This is a genomic window from Cryobacterium sp. TMT1-3 (assembly GCF_004402315.1).
GTDB classification, from domain to species: domain Bacteria; phylum Actinomycetota; class Actinomycetes; order Actinomycetales; family Microbacteriaceae; genus Cryobacterium; species Cryobacterium luteum.
In genome coordinates this window covers 33,757-57,022 of sequence record NZ_SOFW01000007.1, presented here as the reverse complement: position 1 = coordinate 57,022, position 23,266 = coordinate 33,757, and the positions used below count along the sequence as shown (strand labels likewise).

The 23,266-nt window shown below is 63.4% G+C and carries 22 protein-coding genes and 1 tRNA gene; 15 read left to right on the top strand and 8 right to left on the bottom strand.

From position 1 onward, the window contains the following. Nucleotides 1-141 precede the first annotated feature (141 nt). On the top strand, nucleotides 142-1,050 hold the full coding sequence (folP, locus tag E3O25_RS03220) for a dihydropteroate synthase (RefSeq protein ID WP_134360439.1): 909 nt from the start codon (nucleotides 142-144) through the stop codon (nucleotides 1,048-1,050). Further along, nucleotides 1,050-1,772, top strand: coding sequence for a pyrimidine reductase family protein (locus tag E3O25_RS03215; RefSeq protein WP_134360438.1), 723 nt, complete (start codon nucleotides 1,050-1,052; stop codon nucleotides 1,770-1,772). The genes folP and E3O25_RS03215 overlap by 1 nt, the downstream gene beginning before the upstream one ends. 149 nt (nucleotides 1,773-1,921) lie before the next feature. Here E3O25_RS03215 and E3O25_RS03210 read toward each other — a convergent pair whose 3' ends face one another. The 3 genes from E3O25_RS03210 to E3O25_RS03200 form a co-directional block, all read right to left on the bottom strand. Next, nucleotides 1,922-3,577, bottom strand: coding sequence for a DNA repair helicase XPB (locus E3O25_RS03210; protein ID WP_134360437.1), 1,656 nt, complete (start codon nucleotides 3,575-3,577; stop codon nucleotides 1,922-1,924). A 228-nt stretch (nucleotides 3,578-3,805) separates the two neighbouring features. Continuing rightward, complete coding sequence (locus tag E3O25_RS03205) at nucleotides 3,806-5,668, bottom strand: helicase-associated domain-containing protein (RefSeq protein ID WP_241984072.1); 1,863 nt, start codon at nucleotides 5,666-5,668, stop codon at nucleotides 3,806-3,808. A gap of 29 nt (nucleotides 5,669-5,697) precedes the next feature. After that, nucleotides 5,698-5,988, bottom strand: a complete 291-nt coding sequence (locus tag E3O25_RS03200) for a hypothetical protein (protein WP_134360436.1) — start codon at nucleotides 5,986-5,988, stop codon at nucleotides 5,698-5,700. Nucleotides 5,989-6,081: 93 nt separating this feature from the next. Here E3O25_RS03200 and E3O25_RS03195 point away from each other — a divergent pair, with 93 nt between their 5' ends. Further along, nucleotides 6,082-6,462: a cold-shock protein gene (locus E3O25_RS03195; protein WP_092112494.1), complete on the top strand. Its 381-nt coding sequence runs from the start codon at nucleotides 6,082-6,084 to the stop codon at nucleotides 6,460-6,462. Then, entirely contained in the window at nucleotides 6,455-7,156 is a 702-nt protein-coding gene (locus E3O25_RS03190) for a DUF3027 domain-containing protein (RefSeq protein ID WP_092112496.1), read from the top strand. Before E3O25_RS03195 ends, E3O25_RS03190 begins: the two co-directional genes overlap by 8 nt. Here the strand turns inward: E3O25_RS03190 and E3O25_RS03185 are convergent. Then, nucleotides 7,049-7,303, bottom strand: coding sequence for a DUF2530 domain-containing protein (locus E3O25_RS03185; RefSeq protein ID WP_092112498.1), 255 nt, complete (start codon nucleotides 7,301-7,303; stop codon nucleotides 7,049-7,051). The two genes, E3O25_RS03190 and E3O25_RS03185, sit on opposite strands and share 108 nt — an antisense overlap. Nucleotides 7,304-7,321: 18 nt before the next feature. Continuing rightward, a complete protein-coding gene (gene serC, locus E3O25_RS03180) occupies nucleotides 7,322-8,440 on the bottom strand; it encodes a phosphoserine transaminase (RefSeq protein WP_092112500.1) in 1,119 nt (372 codons plus the stop codon). A gap of 131 nt (nucleotides 8,441-8,571) precedes the next feature. Between serC and E3O25_RS03175 the strand changes: the two genes are divergently transcribed. From E3O25_RS03175 to E3O25_RS03155, 5 genes are all read left to right on the top strand, one after another. After that, complete coding sequence (locus E3O25_RS03175; RefSeq protein WP_092112502.1) at nucleotides 8,572-9,291, top strand: metal-dependent transcriptional regulator; 720 nt, start codon at nucleotides 8,572-8,574, stop codon at nucleotides 9,289-9,291. Between the two features lie 334 nt (nucleotides 9,292-9,625). After that, nucleotides 9,626-10,378, top strand: a complete 753-nt coding sequence (locus E3O25_RS03170) for a C40 family peptidase (RefSeq protein WP_241984071.1) — start codon at nucleotides 9,626-9,628, stop codon at nucleotides 10,376-10,378. Between the two features lie 345 nt (nucleotides 10,379-10,723). Continuing rightward, the gene (locus E3O25_RS03165) at nucleotides 10,724-11,221 is read left to right on the top strand and encodes an HNH endonuclease (protein WP_092112504.1); all 498 of its coding nucleotides are present in this window, start codon (nucleotides 10,724-10,726) and stop codon (nucleotides 11,219-11,221) included. 132 nt (nucleotides 11,222-11,353) lie between these two features. After that, nucleotides 11,354-11,770: a VOC family protein gene (locus tag E3O25_RS03160; protein WP_134360435.1), complete on the top strand. Its 417-nt coding sequence runs from the start codon at nucleotides 11,354-11,356 to the stop codon at nucleotides 11,768-11,770. Nucleotides 11,771-11,810: 40 nt separating this feature from the next. Next, nucleotides 11,811-11,885 (top strand) — tRNA-Arg (locus tag E3O25_RS03155). Between the two features lie 227 nt (nucleotides 11,886-12,112). On the opposite strand, the gene E3O25_RS03150 is transcribed toward E3O25_RS03155, so the two are convergent. Continuing rightward, the gene (locus E3O25_RS03150; RefSeq protein ID WP_092112507.1) at nucleotides 12,113-13,210 is read right to left on the bottom strand and encodes a site-specific integrase; all 1,098 of its coding nucleotides are present in this window, start codon (nucleotides 13,208-13,210) and stop codon (nucleotides 12,113-12,115) included. A 1,170-nt stretch (nucleotides 13,211-14,380) separates the two neighbouring features. Between E3O25_RS03150 and E3O25_RS03145 the strand changes: the two genes are divergently transcribed. After that, entirely contained in the window at nucleotides 14,381-15,079 is a 699-nt protein-coding gene (locus tag E3O25_RS03145; protein WP_134360434.1) for a hypothetical protein, read from the top strand. Nucleotides 15,080-15,699: 620 nt separating this feature from the next. Next, nucleotides 15,700-16,203: a flavodoxin family protein gene (locus E3O25_RS03140; RefSeq protein ID WP_134360433.1), complete on the top strand. Its 504-nt coding sequence runs from the start codon at nucleotides 15,700-15,702 to the stop codon at nucleotides 16,201-16,203. 8 nt (nucleotides 16,204-16,211) lie between these two features. On the opposite strand, the gene E3O25_RS03135 is transcribed toward E3O25_RS03140, so the two are convergent. Then, nucleotides 16,212-17,078 carry a hypothetical protein gene (locus E3O25_RS03135; RefSeq protein WP_134360432.1) on the bottom strand — a complete coding sequence of 289 codons (867 nt, stop codon included), beginning with the start codon at nucleotides 17,076-17,078 and terminating at the stop codon, nucleotides 16,212-16,214. Nucleotides 17,079-17,222: 144 nt separating this feature from the next. Next, entirely contained in the window at nucleotides 17,223-17,471 is a 249-nt protein-coding gene (locus E3O25_RS03130; RefSeq protein ID WP_134360431.1) for a hypothetical protein, read from the bottom strand. An 809-nt stretch (nucleotides 17,472-18,280) separates the two neighbouring features. On the opposite strand from E3O25_RS03130, the gene E3O25_RS03125 reads away from it, so the two are divergent. The 4 genes from E3O25_RS03125 to E3O25_RS03110 all read left to right on the top strand — a co-directional run bounded on the left by E3O25_RS03125 (nucleotide 18,281) and on the right by E3O25_RS03110 (nucleotide 22,894). Beyond that, on the top strand, nucleotides 18,281-19,459 hold the full coding sequence (locus E3O25_RS03125; RefSeq protein WP_051973715.1) for an MFS transporter: 1,179 nt from the start codon (nucleotides 18,281-18,283) through the stop codon (nucleotides 19,457-19,459). A gap of 623 nt (nucleotides 19,460-20,082) precedes the next feature. Continuing rightward, complete coding sequence (locus E3O25_RS03120; RefSeq protein ID WP_198410940.1) at nucleotides 20,083-20,793, top strand: hypothetical protein; 711 nt, start codon at nucleotides 20,083-20,085, stop codon at nucleotides 20,791-20,793. Then, nucleotides 20,790-22,007 carry an HAD hydrolase family protein gene (locus E3O25_RS03115; protein ID WP_081882460.1) on the top strand — a complete coding sequence of 406 codons (1,218 nt, stop codon included), beginning with the start codon at nucleotides 20,790-20,792 and terminating at the stop codon, nucleotides 22,005-22,007. Before E3O25_RS03120 ends, E3O25_RS03115 begins: the two co-directional genes overlap by 4 nt. Next, on the top strand, nucleotides 22,007-22,894 hold the full coding sequence (locus E3O25_RS03110) for a DUF6024 family protein (RefSeq protein ID WP_035879775.1): 888 nt from the start codon (nucleotides 22,007-22,009) through the stop codon (nucleotides 22,892-22,894). Before E3O25_RS03115 ends, E3O25_RS03110 begins: the two co-directional genes overlap by 1 nt. The last annotated feature ends 372 nt before the right edge of the window (nucleotides 22,895-23,266 follow it).

Below are 23,266 nucleotides of genomic sequence, written 5' to 3'. Positions count from 1 at the left end.
GACCCCAGTATCTGCGCGTTAGCTGGAGCTTTGCTGACAGTGAACGGTGTGTGCTGCGATCAGCGGTCGATGACCGTGACGCGACCAGGATTACCGACATGATTGAACGAGCAAGATCGATGTATTTAGGTGAGGACCGCAATGACCCGCACGAGAACCGACAGGGCTCTGACACTGCCCCACCTGGATGCCCCGCTCCGGTTGATCGGCGGCCGCACCTTTGACTTCGATCGTGAGGTGGCCGTGATGGCCATCATCAACCGCACGCCGGACTCGTTCTATGACCAGGGCGCAACGTTCGCCCTCGACGCATCCGTTCTGGCCGCGCGTCAGGCCATTGCCGACGGGGCCGACTGGATCGATATCGGCGGGGCCAAGTTCGCGCCCGGGCCGGCCGTGCCGATCGCTCAGGAGATCGACCGGGTGGTACCGGTGGTTGAGGCGCTGCGGGGTTCTGGCGTGGTCATCTCGGTTGACACCTTCCACCCGGCGGTGGCCGCGGCGAGTATCGCCGCCGGCGCCCATGTGATCAACGACACCACGGGCGTGCACGACCCCGCGATGGCCGACGTCGTCGCCGACAGTACCGCCACCCTGGTGATCACGCACAGCCTGGCCGTGCCGCGGATGCCCTACCCGGCCCCGCACTACGACGATGTCGTCGCCGAGGTCGGCGCGTTTCTGCTCGCTCGGGTGGAGCGGGCCGTCGGGCGTGGGGTGCCCCGGGAGCGCATCATCATCGACCCCGGCCACGACCTGAACAAAACCACGAGGCACTCCCTCGAACTGACCCGGCGGCTCGACGAGATCACCGGGCTCGGCCTGCCGACGCTGGTGGCCGTCTCCAATAAGGATTTCGTGGGGGAGAGCCTCGATCGGCCGCGCGGTGAGCGGGTTGAGGGATCCCTAACAGCCATGACGGTCTGCATCCTGCAGGGCGCCCGCGTCGTGCGGATGCACAATGTGCGTGCCGCCGTCGATGCTGTGCGCATGACCGAGGCCATCCTGGGGTTTCGCGAGCCCGCCTACGAGCGTCACAACCTCACCTGATGCGCGCCCAGCTGCCCCCACGGGCCCAATTGATCGAGCACTACCGGGTGCCCGATCGCCTCACACCGCGGGTGCGGGTCAACTTCATCGCGAGCCTCGACGGCGCGGCCACGCACGAGGGGCTCAGCGCTGGTCTGAACAACGCCGACGACAAGATCGTCTTCGACGTTCTTCGACTGCTCACCGACGTGATCCTGGTCGGTGCCGGAACGGTGCGCGCCGAAGGCTACGGCGGCATTCTTCTGCCAGCGGATGACGCGGCTTGGCGCGTGCAGGCGGGCCTGGCCGCGCAGCCGCCCGTGGCGATCGTGTCGGGGCGCCTGGACCTCGACCCGGGGCATCCGGTGTTTTCTCAGGCGGCGACGAGGCCAATAGTGCTGACCCACGCTGCGGCGCCAGCCGATCGGCGGGCGGCGCTTGCCGAGGTGGCCGAGGTGATCGTCTGCGGCGAGCTCGCCATCGACCCGCATCTGCTCGTGGCGGCGCTCACCGCCCGGGGCCTGCCCCAGATTCTGTGCGAGGGCGGGCCGCACCTGTTCGGCGACTTCGTCGCGGCCGACCGGGTCGATGAGCTTTGCCTGAGCCTCGCCCCCGTGCTCGAGGGCGGCTCCGCCGGGCGCATCGCCGTCGGGGCGGATGCTGCCGCCCGCGCCATGGAGCTCAAGCACGTGTTGCGCGCCGGCGACATGCTGTTTCTGCGGTACGCCCGCCAAGAATCCTGACGCGGGCTGGCGGCATCCGCTGGGCCCACCTTTCGAAAGTGGGCCCATGATCTAGCGTGGTCCCGCTTTCCGGGCCCGGGCCCGGAAAACACTCGGGCGGCATTCGCTGGGCCGGGTACGGGGCCCGGGCCCCGCACCCGGCGAAGGGGTTAGACGGGCAGGGACTGGGCTTCGAGGCTTTGGGAATCGAGGATCGTGTAGCTGTAGCCCTGTTCGGCGAGAAAGCGCTGGCGGTTCTGGGCGAAGTCCTGGTCGACGGTGTCGCGGGCGACGAGGGTGTAGAAGTTCGCCGACAGGCCGGACTCCTTGGGGCGCAGCAGACGGCCGAGACGCTGGGCCTCTTCCTGGCGGGAGCCGAACGAGCCCGACACCTGGATGGCCACGGTGGCCTCGGGCAGGTCGACGGAGAAGTTCGCGACCTTCGACACGACGAGCACCTTCACCTCGCCCACCCGGAACGCCTGGTACAGCCGTTCGCGTTCATCGATCGGCGTGGCACCGGTGAGCTGCGGCGCGTTCAACACGTCGGCGAGTTCGTCGATCTGGTCGAGGTACTGCCCGATCACGAGGATGCGTTCGCCCTCATGCTTCTTGATCAGCGCCTGCACCACGCCGAGTTTGGCCGGAGCGGTCGCAGCCAGGCGATACCGCTCATCGTCAGCCGCTGCGGCATAGCTGAGCCGCTCGGACTGCGGCAGGTCGATGCGCACCTCGTAGCAGTTGGCGGGGGAGATGAAGCCCTGGGCCTCGATCTCCTTCCACGGGGCGTCGAAGCGCTTCGGACCGATCAGGCTGAACACGTCGCCCTCGCGGCCGTCCTCGCGCACGAGGGTGGCGGTGAGACCGAGGCGGCGGCGGGCCTGCAGCTCGGCAGTGAGCTTGAAAACGGGAGCGGGCAGCAGATGCACCTCGTCGTAGATCACCAGGCCCCAGTCCATAGCGTCGAGCAGTTCGAGGTGAGCGTACTCGCCCTTGCGCTTCGCCGTGAGAATTTGGTAGGTCGCGATGGTGACCGGCTTGACCTCTTTCACCTGACCGGAGTACTCGCCGATCTCCTCCGGCGTCAGTGTCGTGCGCTTGAGCAGCTCGTCGCGCCATTGCCGGGCCGAGACGGTGTTGGTCACCAGAATGAGCGTGTTGGTCTTGGCGGTGGCCATGGCGCCGGCACCGACGAGAGTCTTGCCGGCGCCGCAGGGCAGCACGACCACGCCGCTGCCGCCGTCGAAAAAGCTCGCGACGGCCTTGTTCTGGTAGTCGCGCAGCGCCCAGCCGTCTTCCTTCAGGGCGATCTCGTGCGGAGTGCCGGGTGTGTATCCGGCGAGGTCTTCGGCCGGCCAGCCGAGCTTCACGAGCTCCTGCTTGAGCTGGCCGCGGGCCCACGGCCCGACCAGGTAGGACTCCGGCGATGGATGCCCGATCAGCAGCGGCGCGATGCGCTTGGTTCCCGCTATTTCGGTGAGTACGGCCTGGTCGCTGCTGTGCAGCACGAGGGCGCCCTCGGCATCGCGTTCGATGACGAGTCGGCCGTAGCGACCGACGGTTTCGGTGATGTCGACGCTGACCGTCTGCGGTATGGCGAACTTGGAATACTTCTCGAGCGTCGCGAGCATGTCGGACGCGCCGTGGCCGGCCGCCCGGGCATTCCACAGGCCCAGCCGCGTGATGCGGTAGGTGTGGATATGCTCGGGCGCGCGTTCCAACTCAGCGAAGACAGCGAGATCGTGGCGAGCATCCTCGGCGAGAGGGTGGGCGACTTCGAGCAACACCGTGCGGTCACTTTGCACAATCAGGGGGCCATCAGACATAGCGCCCAATCCTACTCTCGTCAATCACCGGTCCCGTTCAGCCGGTGGCCATCGCGCGCGCATTGTGACTCTCGTCAGCCAGCGGTCCCGTTCAGCCGGTGGCCATCGCGCGCGCATTGATGACTCTCGTCAGCCAGCGGTCCCGTTCAGCCGGTGGCCCCCTCGCGCGCATTCACGGCTCCCGCCCGCACTCTCCGCCCGCACTCTCCGCCCGCACCGGGCAGCGGGTCAGGGTGCCGGGGTGATGCTGAGGATGCTCTTCAATGGCAGGGTGCGCTCGATATCCGCACGCCGGTCCCGAGCCCGAAACCGTCCGTTGCTGACGCTGGCCGGCTCGAGCAGGTAATCCACCACCGCGCCACCGGGCATGGCGATGCTGACCAGAATGGCCTGCTTGGCCTTGATGGCGGTGTCCAGCTGGCGCGCGAGCCAGGCATCCGCTACCGACACGCCACTTTCGGCGCCAAGCCGCAGCTTCTCGACCAGGTTGCGCGCGGTGTCGACTGTTGGAGTGACGACGACCCGGGCGATCTGGTGACGGCGCAGGTGAACGATTTCACCGAGGTCGTCCTCGGCGGCGACCGGATAGCGCGCGTCACTAAGCGCCCAGAACACGGCGTCCCCGGCGAAACGGCTGAGCAGATGCTCGCCATCGCCGGCCCGCACCAGCCCGATGGGCGCGAGCGTCTGGTCGACGGCGATGGTGCCGAGGAGCGCGGCATCGGCCGAGGAGACGTAGCTCAAAAAGACCGTATCGCCGTCGGGAGGGCGGACCGACACATTGGCCCCGCTCGCAAGGCTGCCGACCCGCACCCGACCGTACCGCGAGGCCGACTCGTTGATGAGGTAGTCGACCGGCTGCGGAATTCCGGTGAGCGAGATCGACGCGAGAAAAGCGAGCAGTGTCGCGGCGTTCTCGCCCGCGGCAAGGGCACGATTGACGGATGCCGCGGTGATGCGATAAGTCGTCGCCAGTTCCCGACTTTCCACGTCGGCGAGACCGCGCAGCCGGGCGTCGATCGACGGCGCGAGCGGACCGGGCGCGACGATCGACAGGTCGTGCTGCAGGTAGACGGCACCGACTTCGGCCGGCAGGGCGGTCGCTATGGTGGCGACGGCCGCCTCGAGGTCGCCGCGCAGCACGCTGGCGCCGGCCGTGCTCGTGGTGTCGTGGGCCGTGATGCCGAGCAATTCGGCGTCGCGGGCAAACTCGGTCAGCTGGGACAGCATCCACTCACCGCCGGCGGGGTAGAGCCAAGCGATGAACGCGGCGAGATCGTCGCCCCAGTGCAGCCCGGCCTGCTGCGGCAGAGTGTCGGCCACAATGGGCGGCAGGGCCGTCTGCCACGCGGCGGCCAGCGCAGCCCAGCGCATGGTCGTGCGCTCGAGTAGCCAGGTTTCGCCGGTTTCCGTTTCCATCCAGTACCCGTCGGAGCGGGCCAGCAGATCGGCGCGGGCCGCGAGGTCGACGATGGGGGCGACGAGGTCCAGTTCGACCGACATGACGGCGGCGAGGCGTTTGGTGTCGGGCAGGCCCAGCCCGCCGCGGCTGAGCTGTCTGGCGGGTTCCCGGCTCAGTTCGTTGACCAGTTCGGCGATCGACGACACGACCGCGAAGGCGCGCTCGGCGGCCAACTGGTCGATGAAGGTGATCTCCGTGTCGGGCACGGCGGCCAGGCTCGCCGGGGGGAGCGCGGTCGCGAGGTCGGCGGCACCCGGCAGGCCCTGGGCCGGCCAGGTCGCGAGGTGGGCCGAGACGGCGTCGTACGGGATGCAGCATCCGTCGGTGTGGTCGGCGAGCAGTAGCGCGTGCAGGGCGTCGACCCGCCGGGCCACCTCGGTGGGGGAGATCTCGGCCGACCCCAACTGGGAGAGTCGGCTGGTCACAGCGTTCAGGGACGGAACGGAATTGGTGCTCGTGAGCTGCCCGGCCACGGCCAGGACGGCGAGCGTGGAGCGGTCCAGATGGCTCAGGGCGACCTGCACACTGCTCGGGTCAAGCAACGCCTCGGCGAGGTCGAAGAAGTCGTGGATGCCGCTCGCCGTCACGCCGCGCACCTCGATGACACGCCGCAGCTCGGCGTCGGGCAAGGCCCGAAGTCTTGATGCGAGGCCGAGCATTACTCGCGGTTTCGTCGAGCTTCGCGACTGCGGCGAGCTCCCACAGAAACCATCAGCGCGATGATAAGAACGAACCCGACGGGCAGGCCGTAGAGCGGAAGGATGAAGATCGGCGGCCAGATACCGCGGCTGAACCCGTCGTTGTCGCCCACGCCCATGGCCGTCGCGATGATCACCGCGAGGAAAGCGAGAATCGACAATCCCACCACGCTCGCCACCATGTAAGCGAGAACACGTTCCGTTCGACTAACAGCGAGGCGGCTGACGGGTTCTGGAGTTTGATTGGTCACCCGCTAAGGATACGGGCACGTCGGCGCTGCAACCGAATATGCTGGGTTCACACCATGCGCACTTCTGTGCGCCCAAAACTCAGTGAGGTTCAGATGCCCACCGGCAAGGTCAAGTTCTACGACGAGGAGAAAGGCTTTGGCTTCATCACATCCGATGATGGTCAAGAGGTCTTCCTCCACGCTTCCGCCCTGCCCTCCGGCGTAACCGTCAAGGCCGGCGCGAAGCTCGAATTCGGTATCGCCGACGGCAAACGCGGTGCGCAGGCGCTCTCGGTGCGCGTGATCGAAGCACCGCCGAGCCTGAGCAAGTTCAACCGCAAGCCGGCCGACGACATGGCCATCATCGTGGAAGATCTGGTGAAGCTGCTCGACGGGATCGGCACCAACCTCAAACGCGGTCGCTACCCCGAGTCGAGCCACAGCAAGAAGATCGCGGCGATGCTGCGCAAGGTCGCCGAGGAACTGGATGCCTGACCTGACCGACGCTCAGCCGACGAATGGCCTGACGACCGACGCTCCGGCCGCCAAACCAACCGACGCCACCCTGCTCGCAGCCGTCGACCTGGCCCGCGCAGCGCTGCTGGAGATCACGACCGACGACACGATCGGTGACGTCATCGGCCACATCGACGAGGGCGACCTCGTCGTGTCCTTCCTCTTCGACTGCCTGCTGACCGGCTACCCGGGCTGGCGCTGGACGGTCAGTCTCGCGCGGGTCGATGAGAACTCCGAGCCGAAGGTTCTCGAAACCGAGCTCACGCCCGGCGACGACTCGCTGCTCGCGCCCGAGTGGGTGCCGTGGTCGGATCGACTGCTCGAGGACGACACTGCAACGGATGCCGACGATACCGACTACGACGACGACGCGGATGACGATGAGTCAGACGACGACGCGGATGACGACTCGGACGACGACTCGGACGACGACTCGGATGATGACTCGGGCGATTCCGACGACGACGCTGATGAGGACGACGACGCTGATGACGACGCTGAGTCGGTCGAGGACGACGCGGATGACTCGCTCGACGCCCTCGACGGCATCGACTTTGATGAAGCGCTAGCGGCGGCGGAACTGAACCCAGGCGAGCCCAACGAGGCCGAGTCCGACACCGATGACGGTGCACCACAGCCACCAACCCGCTCCCGGCGCGCTCGCCGCCCCTGACCCTGCCGACCCCGTCCCCTGGGTGAAGAGGGCGGCGCCCAGAGCGACCAGCCAGAGCAGGGTGCCCACGAGCAGCGCCTTGCGGGCATCCGTTCTCGCGGGCAGCGGATCGGGCCTACGTTCGCTGTCTTTCAACCAGAGACGCATGACCCAATCCTGTTCCTGCTAGTTGCCGAGGTGTGCGACGACGTGCTCAATCGAGGCCACGAGCTTCTTGACGTCCTCGGGGTCGATCGCGGTGAAGGTCGCGATGCGAAGCTGGTTGCGACCGAGCTTGCGGTACGGCTCGGTGTCGACGATGCCGTTGGCGCGCAGGGTCTTGCTGATCGCGGAGGCATCGATGGCGTCGTTGAAGTCGATCGTCACGACGACCTGCGAGCGGTGGGTCGGGTCGGCCACAAACGGAGTTGCATAGTCGACGCCGGCCGCCCAATCGTAGAGAACGGATGACGATGCCTGCGTTCGCGCAGACGCCCACTCCAGTCCGCCGCTCTGGTTGATCCAGTCGATCTGGTTCTCCATCAACAGCAGGGTGCTGAGGGCCGGCGTGTTCAGCGTCTGGTTCAGGCGCGAATTGTCGACGGCGTTCTTGAGGCTGAGGAATTCCGGAATGTACCGGCCGCTCGCCGCGATTCGTTCGACCCGCTCGATGGCGGCCGGGGAGAACAGCGCTATCCACAGGCCGCCGTCGGAGGCGAGGTTTTTCTGCGGGGCGAAGTAGTAGACATCTGCTTGGCTCGCGTCGAAATCAATGCCGGCGGCGGCGCTCGTCGCGTCGATGACGGTGAGGGCGCCCGCATCGCCAGCGACCCGGGTGACCGGAGCCATGACGCCGGTCGAGGTCTCATTTTGGGGCCAGGCGTAGACGTCGATGCCGTCCCGCACGACGAAGTCGCTGCGTGATCCGGTGTCGGCCTTGATCACGTCGGGGGCTTCGAGCCACGGGGCGGCGGCGGCCTTGGCGAACTTGCCGCCAAACTCGCCGAAGACCAGGTTCTGGGCGCGCTTTTCGATGAGAGAGAAGGCTGCGGCGTCCCAGAAGGCGGTCGAGCCGCCGTTGCCGAGCACAACTTCGTAGCCGTCCGGGATGCGGAAAAGCTCGCCCAGGCCGGCGCGCACGCGACCGACGAGGTCTTTCACGGGTGCCTGGCGGTGCGAGGTGCCGAGCACTCCGGTGCCGAATCCGAGCAGGTGGTCGAGCTGTTCGCGCCGGATTTTTGATGGGCCGCAGCCGAATCGTCCGTCAAGGGGGAGCAGATCGGTGGGTATTAGTAGGTCGGCCATAGGGCGATTCTAGTTGCCCAGCCGGGGGCGGGTAGGCTTGAGACGCTGTGCGGGCCCGGCCGGGGCCGCCAACAAAGCACCGTTCAGTCATTACCGAACGGTGCGCGCACGAGCCGAATGAAGGGCTGCGGATGAGCGATCTGATCGACACCACCGAAATGTATCTCCGCACGATCCTCGACCTGGAGGAAGAACAGATCGTGCCGCTGCGGGCGCGGATCTCCGAACGCCTGGGGCACTCCGGCCCGACGGTTTCGCAGACCGTTGCACGCATGGAGCGTGACGGCCTCGTCGTCGTTTCCGGAGATCGACACCTGGAACTAACCCCGGCCGGGCGCAGCAAGGCTGTGCATGTGATGCGCAAGCATCGCCTGGCCGAACGACTGCTCAGCGACGTGATCGGCCTCGAGTGGGAGTTCGTGCACGACGAAGCCTGCCGTTGGGAACACGTGATGAGCGAGCAGGTCGAACGTAAAATTTTGGAGATACTCGGACACCCGACGGAATCTCCGTACGGCAACCCGATCCCCGGCCTCGACGAGCTCGGCGATTCGCCGGCGGTCGCGTTCATGGCCGGAGTGATCAACGTGCTCTCGGTGGTGGCGAGTTCGACCGTGCCGGTGACCGCGGTCATCCGTCGTCTCGGTGAACCGGTGCAGTTCGACCCCGAGCTGCTGCTGCAACTCAAGCAGAGCGGGGTCATGCCGGGCGCGACCGGCGTGTTCTCGGCTGCGGGATCCTACGTTCTAGTACAGGTCGAGGGTTTCGGTGCTGGTCTGGAATTGCCGAACGAGGTCGCGAGCCACATTTTTGTCACTACGCCGACCGGCTACATCCCGGTCGCTCGCTGACATCAAGCCCGGTTCGGCGTTCGCTGAATCGCACTAGTCGGCTCGGCCGTTCACCCGGGCCGTTACCAATCCGTTAGAAAAGTGCCCTTTCAGGGTGACAAATGGGCGGGCTTCTTGTAACCTCGGGGATGTCCCACAGACCAGAAACGGTCGAAGGACTCTAGTCAAGACGCCTTCTTGCCCCGTCTCTTGATTTACGATCACACCCGCGATTAGCGAAGTGACGGGACAACGACCTAGTGTTGTCGAGGCGCCGGAGGTTAAAACTTTGGCTGCATTAGGAACGAGAACGTCCAGGCGTCGGCTGAGCCGAACTTCTGATTCCCTCGAAAAAGTGGAATCGTCGGCACACGCCCACCGAGCCCTGCCGCGGGCGGCTCCGAAGAAACGCCGTGGCGGAATCGCCAACATCGTCGTCATGACCCTCGCCACCGGACTGGTGGCCACCATGGCTCTCCCCGCCTATGCGTTCGCTCCTGGTTCGAAGGAAGCAGCATTCAAGGCCAGCGAGTCCACGGAGATGGCCAAGGCCCAGGCGCAGGCCGTTGAAGTTGATGCGCAGGCAGCGACCGTCAGCGTCGCTCGCGAAGGTTTCACCGCCACCACACCCGAAGAGCTTGCCGCCGCCGTTGCCGCAGCCGCTGCGGAAACCCGCCGCGTCGAGGTTGCCGCGCAGATGACCTCCTACGCCGCAAGCTACTCAGGACCGAGCGTGGCCGACTACCTGGCCAACCCGGCCTACCCGAATTTTGATCTCGCATCCGTTTTCAATGTGGCCTCGCAGTATCAGGGCACACCGTATGTCTTTGGCGGTGCCACTCCGGCCGGCTTCGACTGCTCCGGCTTCATCATGTACGTCTACGCGCAGTTCGGTATCAGCCTGCCGCACTCCTCGGTCGGTCAGGGGGCAGCCGGAACCAAGATCGCGATCGAGGACGCCGTGCCCGGCGACCTCGTGATCATGGACGGCCACGACGGCTTCTATGCCGGCAACGGAAACATCCTGCACGCGCCATATACCGGCCAGTCCGTGCGGATCCAACCGATCTGGACCAGCGACTACTACATCGTGCGAATCGGCATCTAATTCATCGCCTCCGGTGAACACTCGGTAACAGCTCGCACAAATGGCGCATACAGGTTTCCCTGATGCGCCATTTGTGGGTTAACCTAGTGCCCTGATGTAGTTGTAGGCCCGTGAGGAGAGCCCATGCATGAGCGACGCACAATCCACACCACGGATGTGCGCGGTCGCGAGTGCTTTCGGCATAGTTGTCGGAGCGAAAAGTGCTGTGTGAGCAGCCAGAAGGCGTTGTCATTGTGACGGCGCCTTTTTTTGTACTCTTTTTCGTTTCGCCATGCTTCTGTTCTGTACGCATCGGATGTAGTTCGAATGGCTGGAAGCCGTCCAGCCTCCTTCGAAAGGGAGAGCATGCGCACACTGGTACTCAACGCGGGGTATGAGCCCCTCGCGGTCGTTTCGTTCAAACGGGCGCTCATTCTGGTGATGAACCAGAAGGCGACGATTGTGCAGTCCGATCAGAACCACCCCGTATTCGCGGCATCGGGCTCGTGGGATCGCCCGAGCGTCATTCTGCTCACCCGGTATGTGCGCATCCCCATGTCGCGCCTCGTACCGGTGAGCCGCCGGGGGGTGCTGCGCCGCGATGAGCATCGCTGCTGCTATTGCGGTAAGTCGGCCGCCACGATCGACCACGTGCTGCCCCGTTCGCGCGGTGGTCGCGACACCTGGGACAATCTCGCTGCCTGCTGCCTGCGCTGCAACAACCTCAAAAGCGACCACACACCGGCCGAGATGGGCTGGGAATTGCGCTTCACCCCGAGGATGCCGCAGGGCACGACCTGGATCGTGCGCGGAGTTGAGCGGCCAGAGCAGGAGTGGGACGCCTATCTGGCTCCGGCCGCCTAGCTGGGCGCAGGTTCGGTGGCGGGTCGACGGGCTGGGCGCAGGTTCAGCGACCGGGCAGTTGATTGATGCTGCGCCCAGCGAGCAAACCTGCGCCCAACCGCCGGTGGGTAAGCCCACAGAAGGAGGAACAAGATGCGAATCAACATCACAAGCGTGTTCGTCGATGACCAGGAGAGGGCCCTGCGGTTCTACACCGAGGTGCTTGGTTTCGTGAAAAAGCAGGACGTTCCCCTGAGCGGTGAGGACCGCTGGCTGACCGTGGTCTCCCCGGAGAACCCGAACGGCACAGAGTTGCTGCTCGAGCCCAGCGGCCACCGCGCCGTGAAGCCGTTTAAGGAGGCCCTGGTTGCCGACGGGATCCCGTTCACCCAGTTCACCGTCGACGACGTGGCAGCGGAATATGAGCGGCTTCGCGGCCTCGGCGTGAGGTTCACTCGGGAGCCTGCGGCGATGGGGCCGGTGACCACCGCGGTCCTCGACGACACCTGCGGCAACCTGATCCAGATTCTGCAGTTGGGCAGCCAGCCACGCCATGGGGCAGTTCGATAGAGCGGGTTGACCGGCGCGACCGACTAAACTTGCCGGACCAGCCTCTGTAGCTCAGTGGAAGAGCAATTCCGTCCTAAGGAAATGGCCGGGGGTTCGAATCCCTCCAGGGGCACCACGCATTGAGGCCCTGCATCCCTTATAAACACTGGGCTGTAGGGTTTTCGTCATTCTCAGGAATGGCCGTTTGCCCACATTTTGCCCACACTTCAAAAAATTTCGATGTGATTTGGAGCACCTGAAACGGCCCAATTCTGGCCTTTCCGCTTGCCACGGGGACGCCGGGTCAGTGGTTTTTTCGGCCGCGTCGCGAGGTGGAAAATCCACCCAGCGGGCGGTGAATCGTCACGGCAGCGCGTCCGACCTGGTCTTTGCAATATCCAGCGCGACCGCTACGGCGTCAAGATCATCGTCGAACAGGTCCGCATAGGTATCCAGGGTCATCGCCGCTGAGGCGTGCCCCAGCATGCGCTGCACCGCCTTCACGTTCGCGCCGGCCGAGATCGCCAGGGATGCTGCGGTGTGCCGCAAATCATGCAGTGTCAGCCCGACTGGAATGGACGAATCGGTGAGTCGTGCGCGTTTTCGGGCTCCCGCGAACCAGCCATCGCCGTGGGTCGGCGTGGCCAGGTAGATGTTGCCATCGCCAAACACGAGCTGGTTGCGTTGTTTGCCCGCGATCTGTTCGGTCAGCAGCGCTTCGAGAAAGGCCGGGAAGGGCACGCTGCGCATTTCGTAGCCCTTGGGAGAGCCGATAACGATGTGTCCGCCCACGCGCACGGCGTTCGATTGCACGAGCACGCGCCGCCGCGCCAGATCGAGGTTGTTCACACGGAGGCCGACGGCTTCGCCCCAGCGCAGGCCGGTGTAAGCGAGCAGCAGTACCAGCGTTGCGTTGTGGCGGGATTCGTCGGCCAGAATCTGAACCTGCCCGTGAGTGAGGTAGTGCCGCTGTTTGCCGACCTTGCGGGGGAGGTTCACGCCCCGGGCCGGGTTGGAAGGTAGCCGGCGGTCGCGCACGGCGACATCGATCATGGCAGCGAGAATGCCGTAGGCGCGCAGCACGACCGTGGGGCTCTTCTTGGCCGACAACTCGCTCACCCATGCTTGCACATCGGTGTGCCGAATCTCACCCAGCTGTCGCGGCCCCCACACGGGCTGAACGTGCACTCGCCAGGCGGTCTCCACGACGTTGTACGAGCTGGCCTTCAAATGGGTTTGGGTGCGCAGCCATTCGGCGCCGAAGGTGCTGATCGTGACTTTGGCGGCCTGAGCGTCGATGTACTCGCCAGTGGCCTTGCGCACTTCCGTGGACGCGAGGAACAGCTCGGCGGAGCGCTTGGTCTTGAACCCGCGCTTGTCGGTCTGGCTGTGATCCGGCTTGCGGTAGCGAACCCGGTACCGTTTGCCAGCGGCGGTCTCATACGCTGAAATCGTTCCCATGACCTCACCTCGTAGGTCTCGCCGTCATCGGTAGCGAGGAGCCGATATTGCTGTCGACTGACATCACCATGCACCCTGCCACCGACAGTGAGACTTGACCAGCGCGATGACCGACGGCTCTCCTGGCGAACCGAATTGCACTGTCTCGCGCTGTGGCGTCACAGGCCCAGTGCGTCGGACCGCCATGCGTTCGCGAGTGGCTCAGAATGCCAATCTCGTTCCGTTAGGTCGCGCTTGTACAGCCCCGTGGACGCCGCGACATCTGCCGGCGACGCGTTCTCGCAGAGAACCTAGAAGGGCGGCGCGAGCCTGTGGAATACGACGTAGACGCAAGGAAGAATCTTGATAGTCAGGGGGCCGCTTACCGGCCCCCGTAGGGGGCCGATTTCTTACCCCATAGGGGGCCAGATCTGGCCGTATAGGGGGCCGGTGAACGGCCCCCCTAACAGTACTAACAGGACAAACAAAACATTAACAGTACGCGCGCGCGAGAAAAGCCTGTGGATAACCTCGCTCTGGCGGGCTGTTCTGTGCGGCGGTTAGGGGTCGCTGAAACGGCCTTAGCGTTGACGCTTTTCTCGATTTCGGCGTCACCGAAAGCGGACTTCGGATGCTGCAATCAAGCGACTGGTTGGAGGTCGATGTAGCGGGCTGGGCGAGTGCCGCCGGCCACGATTTGGCGCTGTCCCGGACTCGGCCCAGGGGCAGTGCGGCGCCGTCCGCGATGCCCACGGGCACGTGGTCGCGGCTGCCCGCCTATTCGTTTGCCTAGTCACCGACGGCGAATAGGTTAACGACGGGGTGCGGGGCCTCTTTCCCTGTCCCACCGCCACCCCCTCGCTGCGCTCGCTTCCCAACCTCCCACACCCATCGTTCCTCAGTGTGTCGGAGGTTGGGAAGTAAAGGGGTGGCGGTGGGACAGGGAAAGAGAAAGGAAAGTTGAAGAAGAAGAGAAGACAAGAGCAAGAACAAAAACAAGAACTGAGCAGAAAAATGGAGCAAGAAATGAGAGGCAAGGAGGCGCGATAGCTAGCGATGTAGAGCAAGAACCAGGAGAAGTAGACGTCGGCCAAAGCAGATGTCAGTGGTCGCCTGCAGAATCATGCTCATAAAGCTGCGTCAGAGTGAAAGGCAGAATTATGGTGCAGATCACCGAGCGTGATGAAAGCGATGGTGCAATGGCTCGATGTTGTCCGGTTGGCCGACGTGGAGGCGGTGCGCTGGGCGCTGGGCGTGTTTGCGGGAGCCAGCGAGCCGTTGAGCTTGCGGCGGGCGCAGCTGTGGGTGGCGCGCATGACCGCCGTCGGCTGGCTGGATCGGTCCCGGCCAACGTATCGGGACGGATCCATTGTGTGGGCGACCCGCTTGGCGATCGGCAAGCCGCCGCCGAGCCTGTTTCGGCAGACCACCCGGCATGAGGTTGCCGTTGCAACGGTCTCAGCACGGTACTTGGCGCAGGGCTTCACCTGGCGGCGGGATCGCCAACCGGCAGGACACCGTGAGCATCAAGCTGACGGTGTCGCCACTCGGGACGGCATCGTGGAACTCGTCGAGGTGGAGCTGACGCCGAAGTCGTGGCAGCGGTACCAGAAAATCGTGACGAACCACGGCTACCGTCTTGTGCACGAGAACGTGGACCGGGTCGCGTACTTCTGCACGGCCGACGCCCATCGCGCCATCACCCGCGAAGCGGACCGACGGCTCGTGCGCACCGAACGCCCACGGTTAGTCTCGTACCCGTGTCTCGACGCCCCCGGTATCTGGATCGGCCCCAACTTCGACCCCGGCGACCACGCCGTCCAGCTCGCGGTCGCGCCGCACCTCGACGGACGCGCTGACTGGAACAGATCTGATGGGACCCGCGTCTGACTTATCGGGGAAGTATCGATCAAAATTCCTCGAGGTACGCGTGGCCGCTCCCGATGGCCGTCATCCAAGCGGCACAGATCGAAGCCCCAGGCAACGAATTAGGAGCGATACTTTCTACCCCGGTTGGCCCCCCTGCACCGGGCATTTTCTCGGGCGGGTCTTACGGGAATGAAGGTCCTAGCCTGCACATGGCCCTCCGCGGAACACGACCGCGGGTTGTATCGTCCCGGTCGAGGTCCCGCTTACGGGCATCGACTGCACCATCGCTCCTAAACCCGATCGAGCACGTGGTGTGGCTCTTGCGGCAGGATGACCGTGATCTTGTCGCCTGATCGGCCAACCCCGGAATTCAGAACAATCCACATGATCCCGGCTTTGCGAACAACGCGTCCCTTGTCGTCGTGTCCAGCCATCGTCTCGATAAGTCCGAGTTCGAACGCATTGATCTGAGCGCACGGATTCGACCACGGGGCTTGAGAAAACGGAGCTCACCTGTGCGGCCAGATCATCTACATTGACGGCGGATTGGACGCCGTGCTTCGAGGCGACTCGGCCTGTAACGTGGTCGGGCATAGTCTGTGCGTGACCCGTCATTGCGGGTCGCGTATAGAGGAGCAACGATGCGTGCACTCGTGGTCTATGAGTCTCTTTGGGGTAACACTAAGCAGGTCGCGCGCGCAGTCGCTGACAGATTAGGCGGCGTTGGCACGGTCGACATCGTGGACTCGGATGCTGCGCCCACCACCGTCGATGGCTACGACCTCCTGGTTGTCGGCGGACCCACCCACGCGTTCTCGATGACACGCGCCGCGACGCGAGCCGAAGCCGTCAAGTCGCACTCGGCCCCGCATGCGCCGGCCCGAGGCATCCGTGAGTGGCTCAACGAACTCACTAGGCCTGCTGCTGCCATCCCCGCCGTCACGTTCGATACTCGCGTGGACAAGCCGCGGATGCCCGGCTCCGCAGCTAAAGCGGCGAGGCATGAACTGCGGTCGCTGGGATTCGAAACGGTTGTGAAGCAGGAAACCTTCCGTGTCCATGGCTACGAAGGTCCACTTCTCGAGGCGGAGCTAGAACGCGCTAGCGCGTGGGCGGGTGAGGCAATCGCAGCCCTCGGCTTGTGAGCTGACCGCTAAGACCTTTGGTGCCCGGCTTCCACTGCCACGGGTCGTGCAACGTGCATTTTGCGTGCATACAGGATCGCCGCCACCATGCTGGCCACCACCACAATGGTGACCATCACCATCGGGATCAATCCACCCATTTCGCCGGTCGCGACAGCCAGCAGCATCGCGGCGATGATGCTGGACCCCATCAACACCGAAAAAACTAGAGCGGGCACGGTCAACAAAACCCCTGCCGTGTTCCCCCTCAGACCGAGCACTCCGATGGAGATCATGCCTGGCAGAACTACCGAAAGGTCAATGACATGGATGGGGCTCACTATCAATCCGGCTGCTGCAAGGCTAGGGGGTACCTGACCGGTCACAGTAGCTGGAACTAGCTCGCTCAACCACAAGAGGGCGAAAAGTGCCCCGGTTCCGATGAGCACCCATGCTGCGAACAACCGGACCGGGCCACTCGGGTGGGCGGGTACCCGCTCTCTGGCCGAGAGCGCAATAACCAGGGTGAAGAAAACGAGACCCAAGATCGCGATGTACACGAGAAACAATCGGCCGAAGTGCACGGCGAAGGCATAGACGATGTAGGCATACAGGAGATAGAGCAGGGTGCCCATCCACCACTGTGCTGCCCCAAACGAGCCAGCACGCATTCGGACCGCGCTTATGAGGAGAACGACGACCGCTAAGAGGTTGCCAATGTCTTGCCCTCGCGCCTGCAGGACCCAATTCTCGGTTTCTTCCTGGTACGGCCAAGAAGTGACCAAGCCCAGCGCACTTGCAACCGTGACGAGGACAGCGATGGCCAGGGACATGCCGATGAGTAACCTGCTGTGCCGTTGAGCAGATGCGTCGAAGCCGAACGTGTTGGGGTCCATGACGCAAAGCCTACTTAAGGGGATCCGTTTGCACTGACGCCGACACTCTGCCCAAAGGCTGTGCACGTCGAAAAAACGTCGGCCAATGCGATTAGCGAAGCTCGGGAGCGCTCGCCACTGAACGTGTTCCGGTAAGGGTTCGGCTTACGGGCGGTTGGTGCTCGGCATCGCCTCGACTGTTTCTGGTCCAACTTCACGGTCCTCGGCGGAGGGTGAGCCTGACGCGATAGAGGTGTTTCGCACGGTGATGACGGCGCAGAGAATGACGGCGATGCCGCCAATGATGGTCCGCCAGTTGAGCTCTTCGCGGAGGAGTAGCGCTGTCCAGAGGATGTGCAGGGTAGGTCGGGTGCGTTGCACCTGGCTGACCTGGGCCATAGCCCCGATGGCCACTCGCGGTACGAAAAGCGGCAGCCCGGGTGAAGATGCTCACCACTCCGAGGTAGGCGAACGCCGCCCAATGAGCCAATGCGTTATCGAGGGCTGGTCGATGACGGTAATTATTTAAGTGAGAATAACTCAGCTGAGACGAGTGATCACGACTGAGGACACGCCTGATTCAGGTCCTCCCAAGTATCACGTCCGACTTCTGACGGAGAAACGAAGCTGTACGCATACCAGCCATCCCCGGACGGGTACTCCTCGATGAAAACAGTCTTCGACGGCGCACCCGGGATCTCAACCCCTTCCGCTCGCAAGCAAGCAGCCCGGGCAACCTCGCCCTTGTACAACTGATCCCAATCAGCTTGAGAAAAATCTTCAAACGAGCTCGGGCCGGTCACGGGAAACCGCTCTCCACATTCGACGGCCGACGCGTCATACTGATCTGCCTGATCCGTCGACGTCTCGCCACCGTACGAGTCATCTGACGGGTAGTACGTGACGTCCCACCCTTCCGCCTGCATACATCGAGCTATCTTGGCCGATCGAGTCTCGGTCCTATCGGTCCCCTCGTTCGCGGACGCGCCTGTGTCAGATTCTGGAGACACGCGGTCGGCCGTGCACCCGAGTAAACAAGCGGCGACCACCGTACCCAGGAGATCAGGTCGACCGCGCAACAAGAAAATGTTGGCCCCATTGCTGATCGCAACACCGCCCTTGGCGCTTAGGAGTTGGAGTTGGAGTTAGGGTTACGGTTAGGGTTGTCCAACGTGAGCCCCAATCCCGCACCAACCCCACCGCCGGTGTGGCGCGCTGCAGGAATGCCGGCGCTCCTTGTTTTCACGGCCGCTGGATTCGCCGGTTTCTCTGCCCTCCTACCCGTCGTACCCCTTTGGGCGGTAACCGGCGGTGCGAATGAGGCCGGTGCCGGTCTCGTCAATGGAGTGTTGCTGCTGGCAACGGTTGTGACGCAGCCGTTCGTTCCCCGACTTCTCAGTCGTCTAGGAACCGGTCGCGTGTTGGCCGCTGGCCTGGTGCTTCTGGGGGTTCCGTCGTTGCTGTTTCTTTTCTCTGACCATCTGAATTGGATTTTGCTCCTCTCAATAGTGCGTGGCATAGGGTTTGGTGTGCTCACCGTGGCCGGATCGACCGTGGTGGCCAATCTCGTACCGCGTGCCCAACACGGTGCAGCCATCGGGGCCTGCGGTGCGGCAATCGCGGTGCCGCAAGTAGTTCTTTTCCCCCTCGGGCCATGGATGTCCGAGTCAGTGGGATTCTGGGCAGTTTTTGCAATCGGCACCCTGCCGATTCTGGGCATCAGTTCTGCGCCACAACTGGCCCGTGTTCTGCGGGAACAGACAGCCGAACGCGCTCTTCAGCCGCCGACCGAACCCACGACAACGGTGAACAACACGGGGACTGGGGGGCGGCTTCTGCTGGGCAGCCTCCTTGGCCCCATGCTTCTCCTTGGTGGCGTCACACTGGCCGGCGGTGCGCTCATCACCTTCGCGCCACAGATGAGTTCAGCGCCAGCCGCGACGGCCGGCGGACTCGCGCTGCTCACCTTCAGCGCGGCAGTGACTCGGTGGGGCGTTGGCGGACTAGCTGATCATTATGGCGCCCAGCGCTTTTTGTGGCCGCTGGTGCTGATATCAGTCATCGGTCTTATTCTCACCGCCACCGCGGTCGAGAATCCTGACGCGACGAGCATCCTGCTCTTCCTTGCAGGGCTGATCTTAGTCGGCATCGCTTTTGGTGGACTCCAGAACCTGACCCTGCTGCTGTCCCTCGCCGCGGTGAAACGGGGGCAGTACGGCACCGCCAGCGCTGTGTGGAACATAGGATTCGATTTGGGCACGGCAGTGGGCTCAGTGCTGATCGGTACACTCGCTGCCGGGCTGTCATTTTCCACGGCACTGCTCGTCGCGGCCGGCATCTGCCTCGCTACGCTTCCGCTCGCGCTCCGTGGCAAACCGCGCTACCCGCGTGCAGACATATAGCGGGTTGCGGATATCTCTCTCGACACGAGGCTCTAGCCAGGTCTCGACCCATAACAGGAAGAAGAATGCCCCGGACTTCGGCGGAAGTTCTGGGCAATTTTAGTGAATGCTGTCTAGCGGAAAGGGGACTTGAACCCGCGACACCATGATGATCTTGAACTGCATCTTCCCCACTTATCGAGCCTTCATTCACCCGTCGATCCCAGGAAATAAACTTGATCAGCGATCACCATGTTCACCCAGGGCCGACTGTCCGAGATATCCGCGGCAGGCCATTGCAACCTGTTATATCGGTTGGTGTCACGGAAGGTTTTGTCGGTCTTACAGGGTGAACGAAAATGATACTTTCAACCGTCTACAGGGTGCGTCCATACACTGAATGTTACGACAATTCATTATGAAACATGATCCTCCTACCGACTGTCTCAAGTCACGGTACGGGCGCACCACTCATCACATCAGCATTCACCAGTAACACGCAGAAATCGAACATCCACGCCGGCAGGCTGACCAGTCATAATTCTAGGCGCGCTAACGGTCTGCTAGGCTGCGCGAAGCATTGGTAGTCATTAGCAGTCATTAGCAGTCATTAGCAGTCATTGACAATGAATTACGGAGAATAAATGCTTATTGAAAAAGAGAATGCCCAGTTGGTTATGTTCAGTGGCGGACGAGACAGCACTCTGGTTGCTGCCCGCCTCATGCTCCAGGGGATCCCCGTCCACCTCTTCAGTGGAAATAGCGGATGCTCGCTCCACCGCGGACTGCTCACCCTTCGAGTTAAGGAGCTGCAGGCCCGCTTCGGTGACCTCGTCGTGACTCACGTAGTCAGTGACGTGAGCGGCGCCTTCCGGTCCATCGCAATAGCGAATATCGAGCACGATATCTTGACCCACCGCAAGAATCTCATCCTTCTCGGCGAGAAAATCGCCATCCACGCACACGCCGTCGACTACTGTCGTCGCAACGGCCTCGCCATTATGAACGATGGCATCGCTCGCTATCAGCAGGACTTCCCCGAGCAGCGCATGGTCGCCCGAGAGTACTTCGAGGGGTTCCTCGCTGAATATGGAATCGACTACCGCAGTCCTATCTACGAGTTCGCCACATCGGGCGACGACGTCAAATATCGCCTCCTTCAGCTCGGCCTCTCCACAAAGTCTTTGGAGGGTGTCTCTATCTTCGGCGACAGCTTCTCCACACCAACGGATGAGACCATCCTGGCCTACCTCCAGGAGAAGGAGGCCCTAAGTCACGACATCATCAACTTTCTCAGCGGGCGTTCGTTGGCCATTGGTCACGAGACGCGCGATCGGGCTGAGATTACTGGATGAGGAGAATCGACAAGGCGGCCGCTGTGATCCTCCGTGGCGGCTTACTCCTTGTGGTTCGAAAGCGTGGCTCGACGACTTTTATTTCCCCGGGAGGAAAACCGGAACCTGGGGAAAGAATGGACCAGGCCTTGGCACGTGAGCTCACAGAAGAGACCGGGCTGCATCTACGGTCTTGGCAACGGTTTGGGACCTACTCTGACCGCGCTGCCTTTGAGCCGTCTTCGACGGTGCGGATCGAGGTGTTTCTCGCTGAGGCGGACGGGACCGCAACCCCGGGTCAGGAAATCGAGGAGGTCGCCTGGATCGACGGCGGATTCCGAGAGGCAGGTATCGAGCTGGGCTCGATTTTCGATCATTTCGTGGTGCCCGCGCTCCTCGCCCAGGGGCTGCTGCGTCCGGGGTCGATGCCGAGTCTCGGTCGGCCTGCCGAGCGCACCATCATCGTCGACCTGGACGGCACCATCGCCTTCGACGGAGGCCACCCGGGACCCAAGGTGAGCGCGGCCCTGGACCATCTGGGCGAGCGAAGCGATATCCATCTGGTGGTGGCTACGTCACGCGCTCCTCGCGGAGCCCGCAAAATCATGGGTGCGTTGGCCGATCGAGTGGATGAGTGGTGGTGCTGCAACGGTGCCTTCCGGACTGGCCACGGAAGGGAGACCGAGACCACAGCGCTGCCGTGTGAACCCTTGAGGGCGATGATCGCGTGCCTTCGCGCAGAGGCCGTTCCCTTCTACCTTGAGTATGGCGACCGGTTTGTCGTCAGCGGCGGCGGCTTCTCGTGGATGGCCTATCCCGATCGGGCCGAGTACAGCCCCGACGCTGACCCTGACCTGGCGACTGTCATCAAGCTGGTTGTGGACTCGCAGGATTCTGCCTTGTGGATATGCCGACTCCGGGACTCGGCCGGCGACGACGTGGAGATATGTCTGCACGCCGGCGGGGTTATCGATATCACAGCCGCCGGCGTCACAAAAGCGAAGCCACTTGACCTCCGGATGAACGCTAACGGGTCAGTGGTTGTGGCGTTCGGCAACGACCTGAATGACCAAGAGTTGCTAGCCCGGGCCGACGTTGCGTTCGTGGTCGGCATCGGGTTACCCGGCCTGGAACGAGCCAGACATGTGCGCCGGGTATCAGCTGATGATGCCGCAGTGGCCACGGCTTTGTGGCACGTGGTGAGTATTCCAGCCTCCGATGAGCTCGAGGCCTGATGTGCGCACTGGACGCTGCGGCGTTACATCCAGATCTGCAGGTGTCTACCGGGCACGGACACTACTACGCTCAGGCAGCGGAGCTGCGGTCCACCATCACCTGCGCACTAGTCCGTGACCTGGGCGCGGGAGACTTCCGGCCCTATCTGCTTCATAATTCCACCTCCGCCTTGATGGCGGTGTTGTTCGCCGCGACCAACGCAGGCCGCAGCATCAATACCGAGGGCCCCATCGAACAGCACTACTCGCCTTATAATTTTCTGCTGCCGCGAGCCGGGCCATTAGCCGACTGGGAGCTGCGAACCCACGTCTCGCCGGTCACCGCAGTGGTCGATGAACTTGGTGGACGAAGCATCCGTATCGTCGACGCTGCACAGTCACTCGGTACTGTGCTCACCCCCGCGCTCCTGACAGGCAGCGACGTCGCGATCGCGCCTTTGCACAAGCACCTTGGCCTGGTGGTCGGCCTGGGACTGGTGCTGGTCCGCCGCGATGTCCCCGACCTGGAACCGGTTCATCGCGTCCTAAGGGTGGCCGAGTCAGGTGCCCAGTCTATCGAACTTCTTCGCCGCGCCGCTTCGGCGATCAAGAACCTTGACGGGAGGATAGCCAACCTGGCCCAAGTGAACGTCAGTCCGGAGCTGAGCGCGTGGTGTCTCGATCGCGGGCTTCGACCACTGGCGTCAGGGCCGGGTGCGCCGTATGTGTGCCTGACCACCACCGACGGCATTCCTGTCGCGGATCGACTGGCGCCGACGGGTTGGCGTCATTTCCGGGAGTTCAACACAGCCCGCTTCTCCTTCGTACGAAGAGGCAGGCCGGGCGAAGCGGCAGTCGATCACGTCCTCGAGTTCCGGATGGCCGTCAATCGGGCTCTGGGGCGCTGACAACGCATTTGCGTGATACGTGCAACGCCAACTACGACATGATTCCCGCCTGGATCAATCCGACCCGCGTATCTTTTGCGGTCCTCACGGTCCTACTCCTCGGTGCATTTATCACTTCAACAGTCACGCACCACAGACGTAAATTTCGAAGAACCTGAGGAATGGGAAACCTCTGAAATTTCCCGCTGCAGTTTTCTCCGAGAATCGATCGCACCCTGACGGTCCAACACGTCTCATCGCCGCAGGACCGTGTAAAGCATCCGGCGCAGACGACTTCCCAGATGCCCGAAGTGGTGTTCACCAGCTCCCTTCCGACATCTCACTAAAGGTTCCGCTTGCGAGCTCCTCTGGACAAGAATTCTCATTTGGACA

What these genes read in the sequence shown, in the direction of transcription:
- folP (WP_134360439.1), top strand. Translation starts at nt 142, where the DNA reads ATGACCCGCACGAGAACCGACAGGGCTCTGACACTGCCCCACCTGGAT.
- E3O25_RS03215 (WP_134360438.1), top strand. Translation starts at nt 1,050, where the DNA reads ATGCGCGCCCAGCTGCCCCCACGGGCCCAATTGATCGAGCACTACCGG.
- E3O25_RS03210 (WP_134360437.1), bottom strand. Translation starts at nt 3,577, where the DNA reads ATGTCTGATGGCCCCCTGATTGTGCAAAGTGACCGCACGGTGTTGCTC.
- E3O25_RS03195 (WP_092112494.1), top strand. Translation starts at nt 6,082, where the DNA reads ATGCCCACCGGCAAGGTCAAGTTCTACGACGAGGAGAAAGGCTTTGGC.
- E3O25_RS03190 (WP_092112496.1), top strand. Translation starts at nt 6,455, where the DNA reads ATGCCTGACCTGACCGACGCTCAGCCGACGAATGGCCTGACGACCGAC.
- E3O25_RS03185 (WP_092112498.1), bottom strand. Translation starts at nt 7,303, where the DNA reads ATGCGTCTCTGGTTGAAAGACAGCGAACGTAGGCCCGATCCGCTGCCC.
- serC (WP_092112500.1), bottom strand. Translation starts at nt 8,440, where the DNA reads ATGGCCGACCTACTAATACCCACCGATCTGCTCCCCCTTGACGGACGA.
- E3O25_RS03175 (WP_092112502.1), top strand. Translation starts at nt 8,572, where the DNA reads ATGAGCGATCTGATCGACACCACCGAAATGTATCTCCGCACGATCCTC.
- E3O25_RS03165 (WP_092112504.1), top strand. Translation starts at nt 10,724, where the DNA reads ATGCGCACACTGGTACTCAACGCGGGGTATGAGCCCCTCGCGGTCGTT.
- E3O25_RS03160 (WP_134360435.1), top strand. Translation starts at nt 11,354, where the DNA reads ATGCGAATCAACATCACAAGCGTGTTCGTCGATGACCAGGAGAGGGCC.
- E3O25_RS03150 (WP_092112507.1), bottom strand. Translation starts at nt 13,210, where the DNA reads ATGGGAACGATTTCAGCGTATGAGACCGCCGCTGGCAAACGGTACCGG.
- E3O25_RS03145 (WP_134360434.1), top strand. Translation starts at nt 14,381, where the DNA reads ATGGTGCAATGGCTCGATGTTGTCCGGTTGGCCGACGTGGAGGCGGTG.
- E3O25_RS03140 (WP_134360433.1), top strand. Translation starts at nt 15,700, where the DNA reads ATGCGTGCACTCGTGGTCTATGAGTCTCTTTGGGGTAACACTAAGCAG.
- E3O25_RS03135 (WP_134360432.1), bottom strand. Translation starts at nt 17,078, where the DNA reads ATGGACCCCAACACGTTCGGCTTCGACGCATCTGCTCAACGGCACAGC.
- E3O25_RS03125 (WP_051973715.1), top strand. Translation starts at nt 18,281, where the DNA reads ATGCCGGCGCTCCTTGTTTTCACGGCCGCTGGATTCGCCGGTTTCTCT.
- E3O25_RS03120 (WP_198410940.1), top strand. Translation starts at nt 20,083, where the DNA reads ATGCTTATTGAAAAAGAGAATGCCCAGTTGGTTATGTTCAGTGGCGGA.
- E3O25_RS03115 (WP_081882460.1), top strand. Translation starts at nt 20,790, where the DNA reads ATGAGGAGAATCGACAAGGCGGCCGCTGTGATCCTCCGTGGCGGCTTA.
- E3O25_RS03110 (WP_035879775.1), top strand. Translation starts at nt 22,007, where the DNA reads ATGTGCGCACTGGACGCTGCGGCGTTACATCCAGATCTGCAGGTGTCT.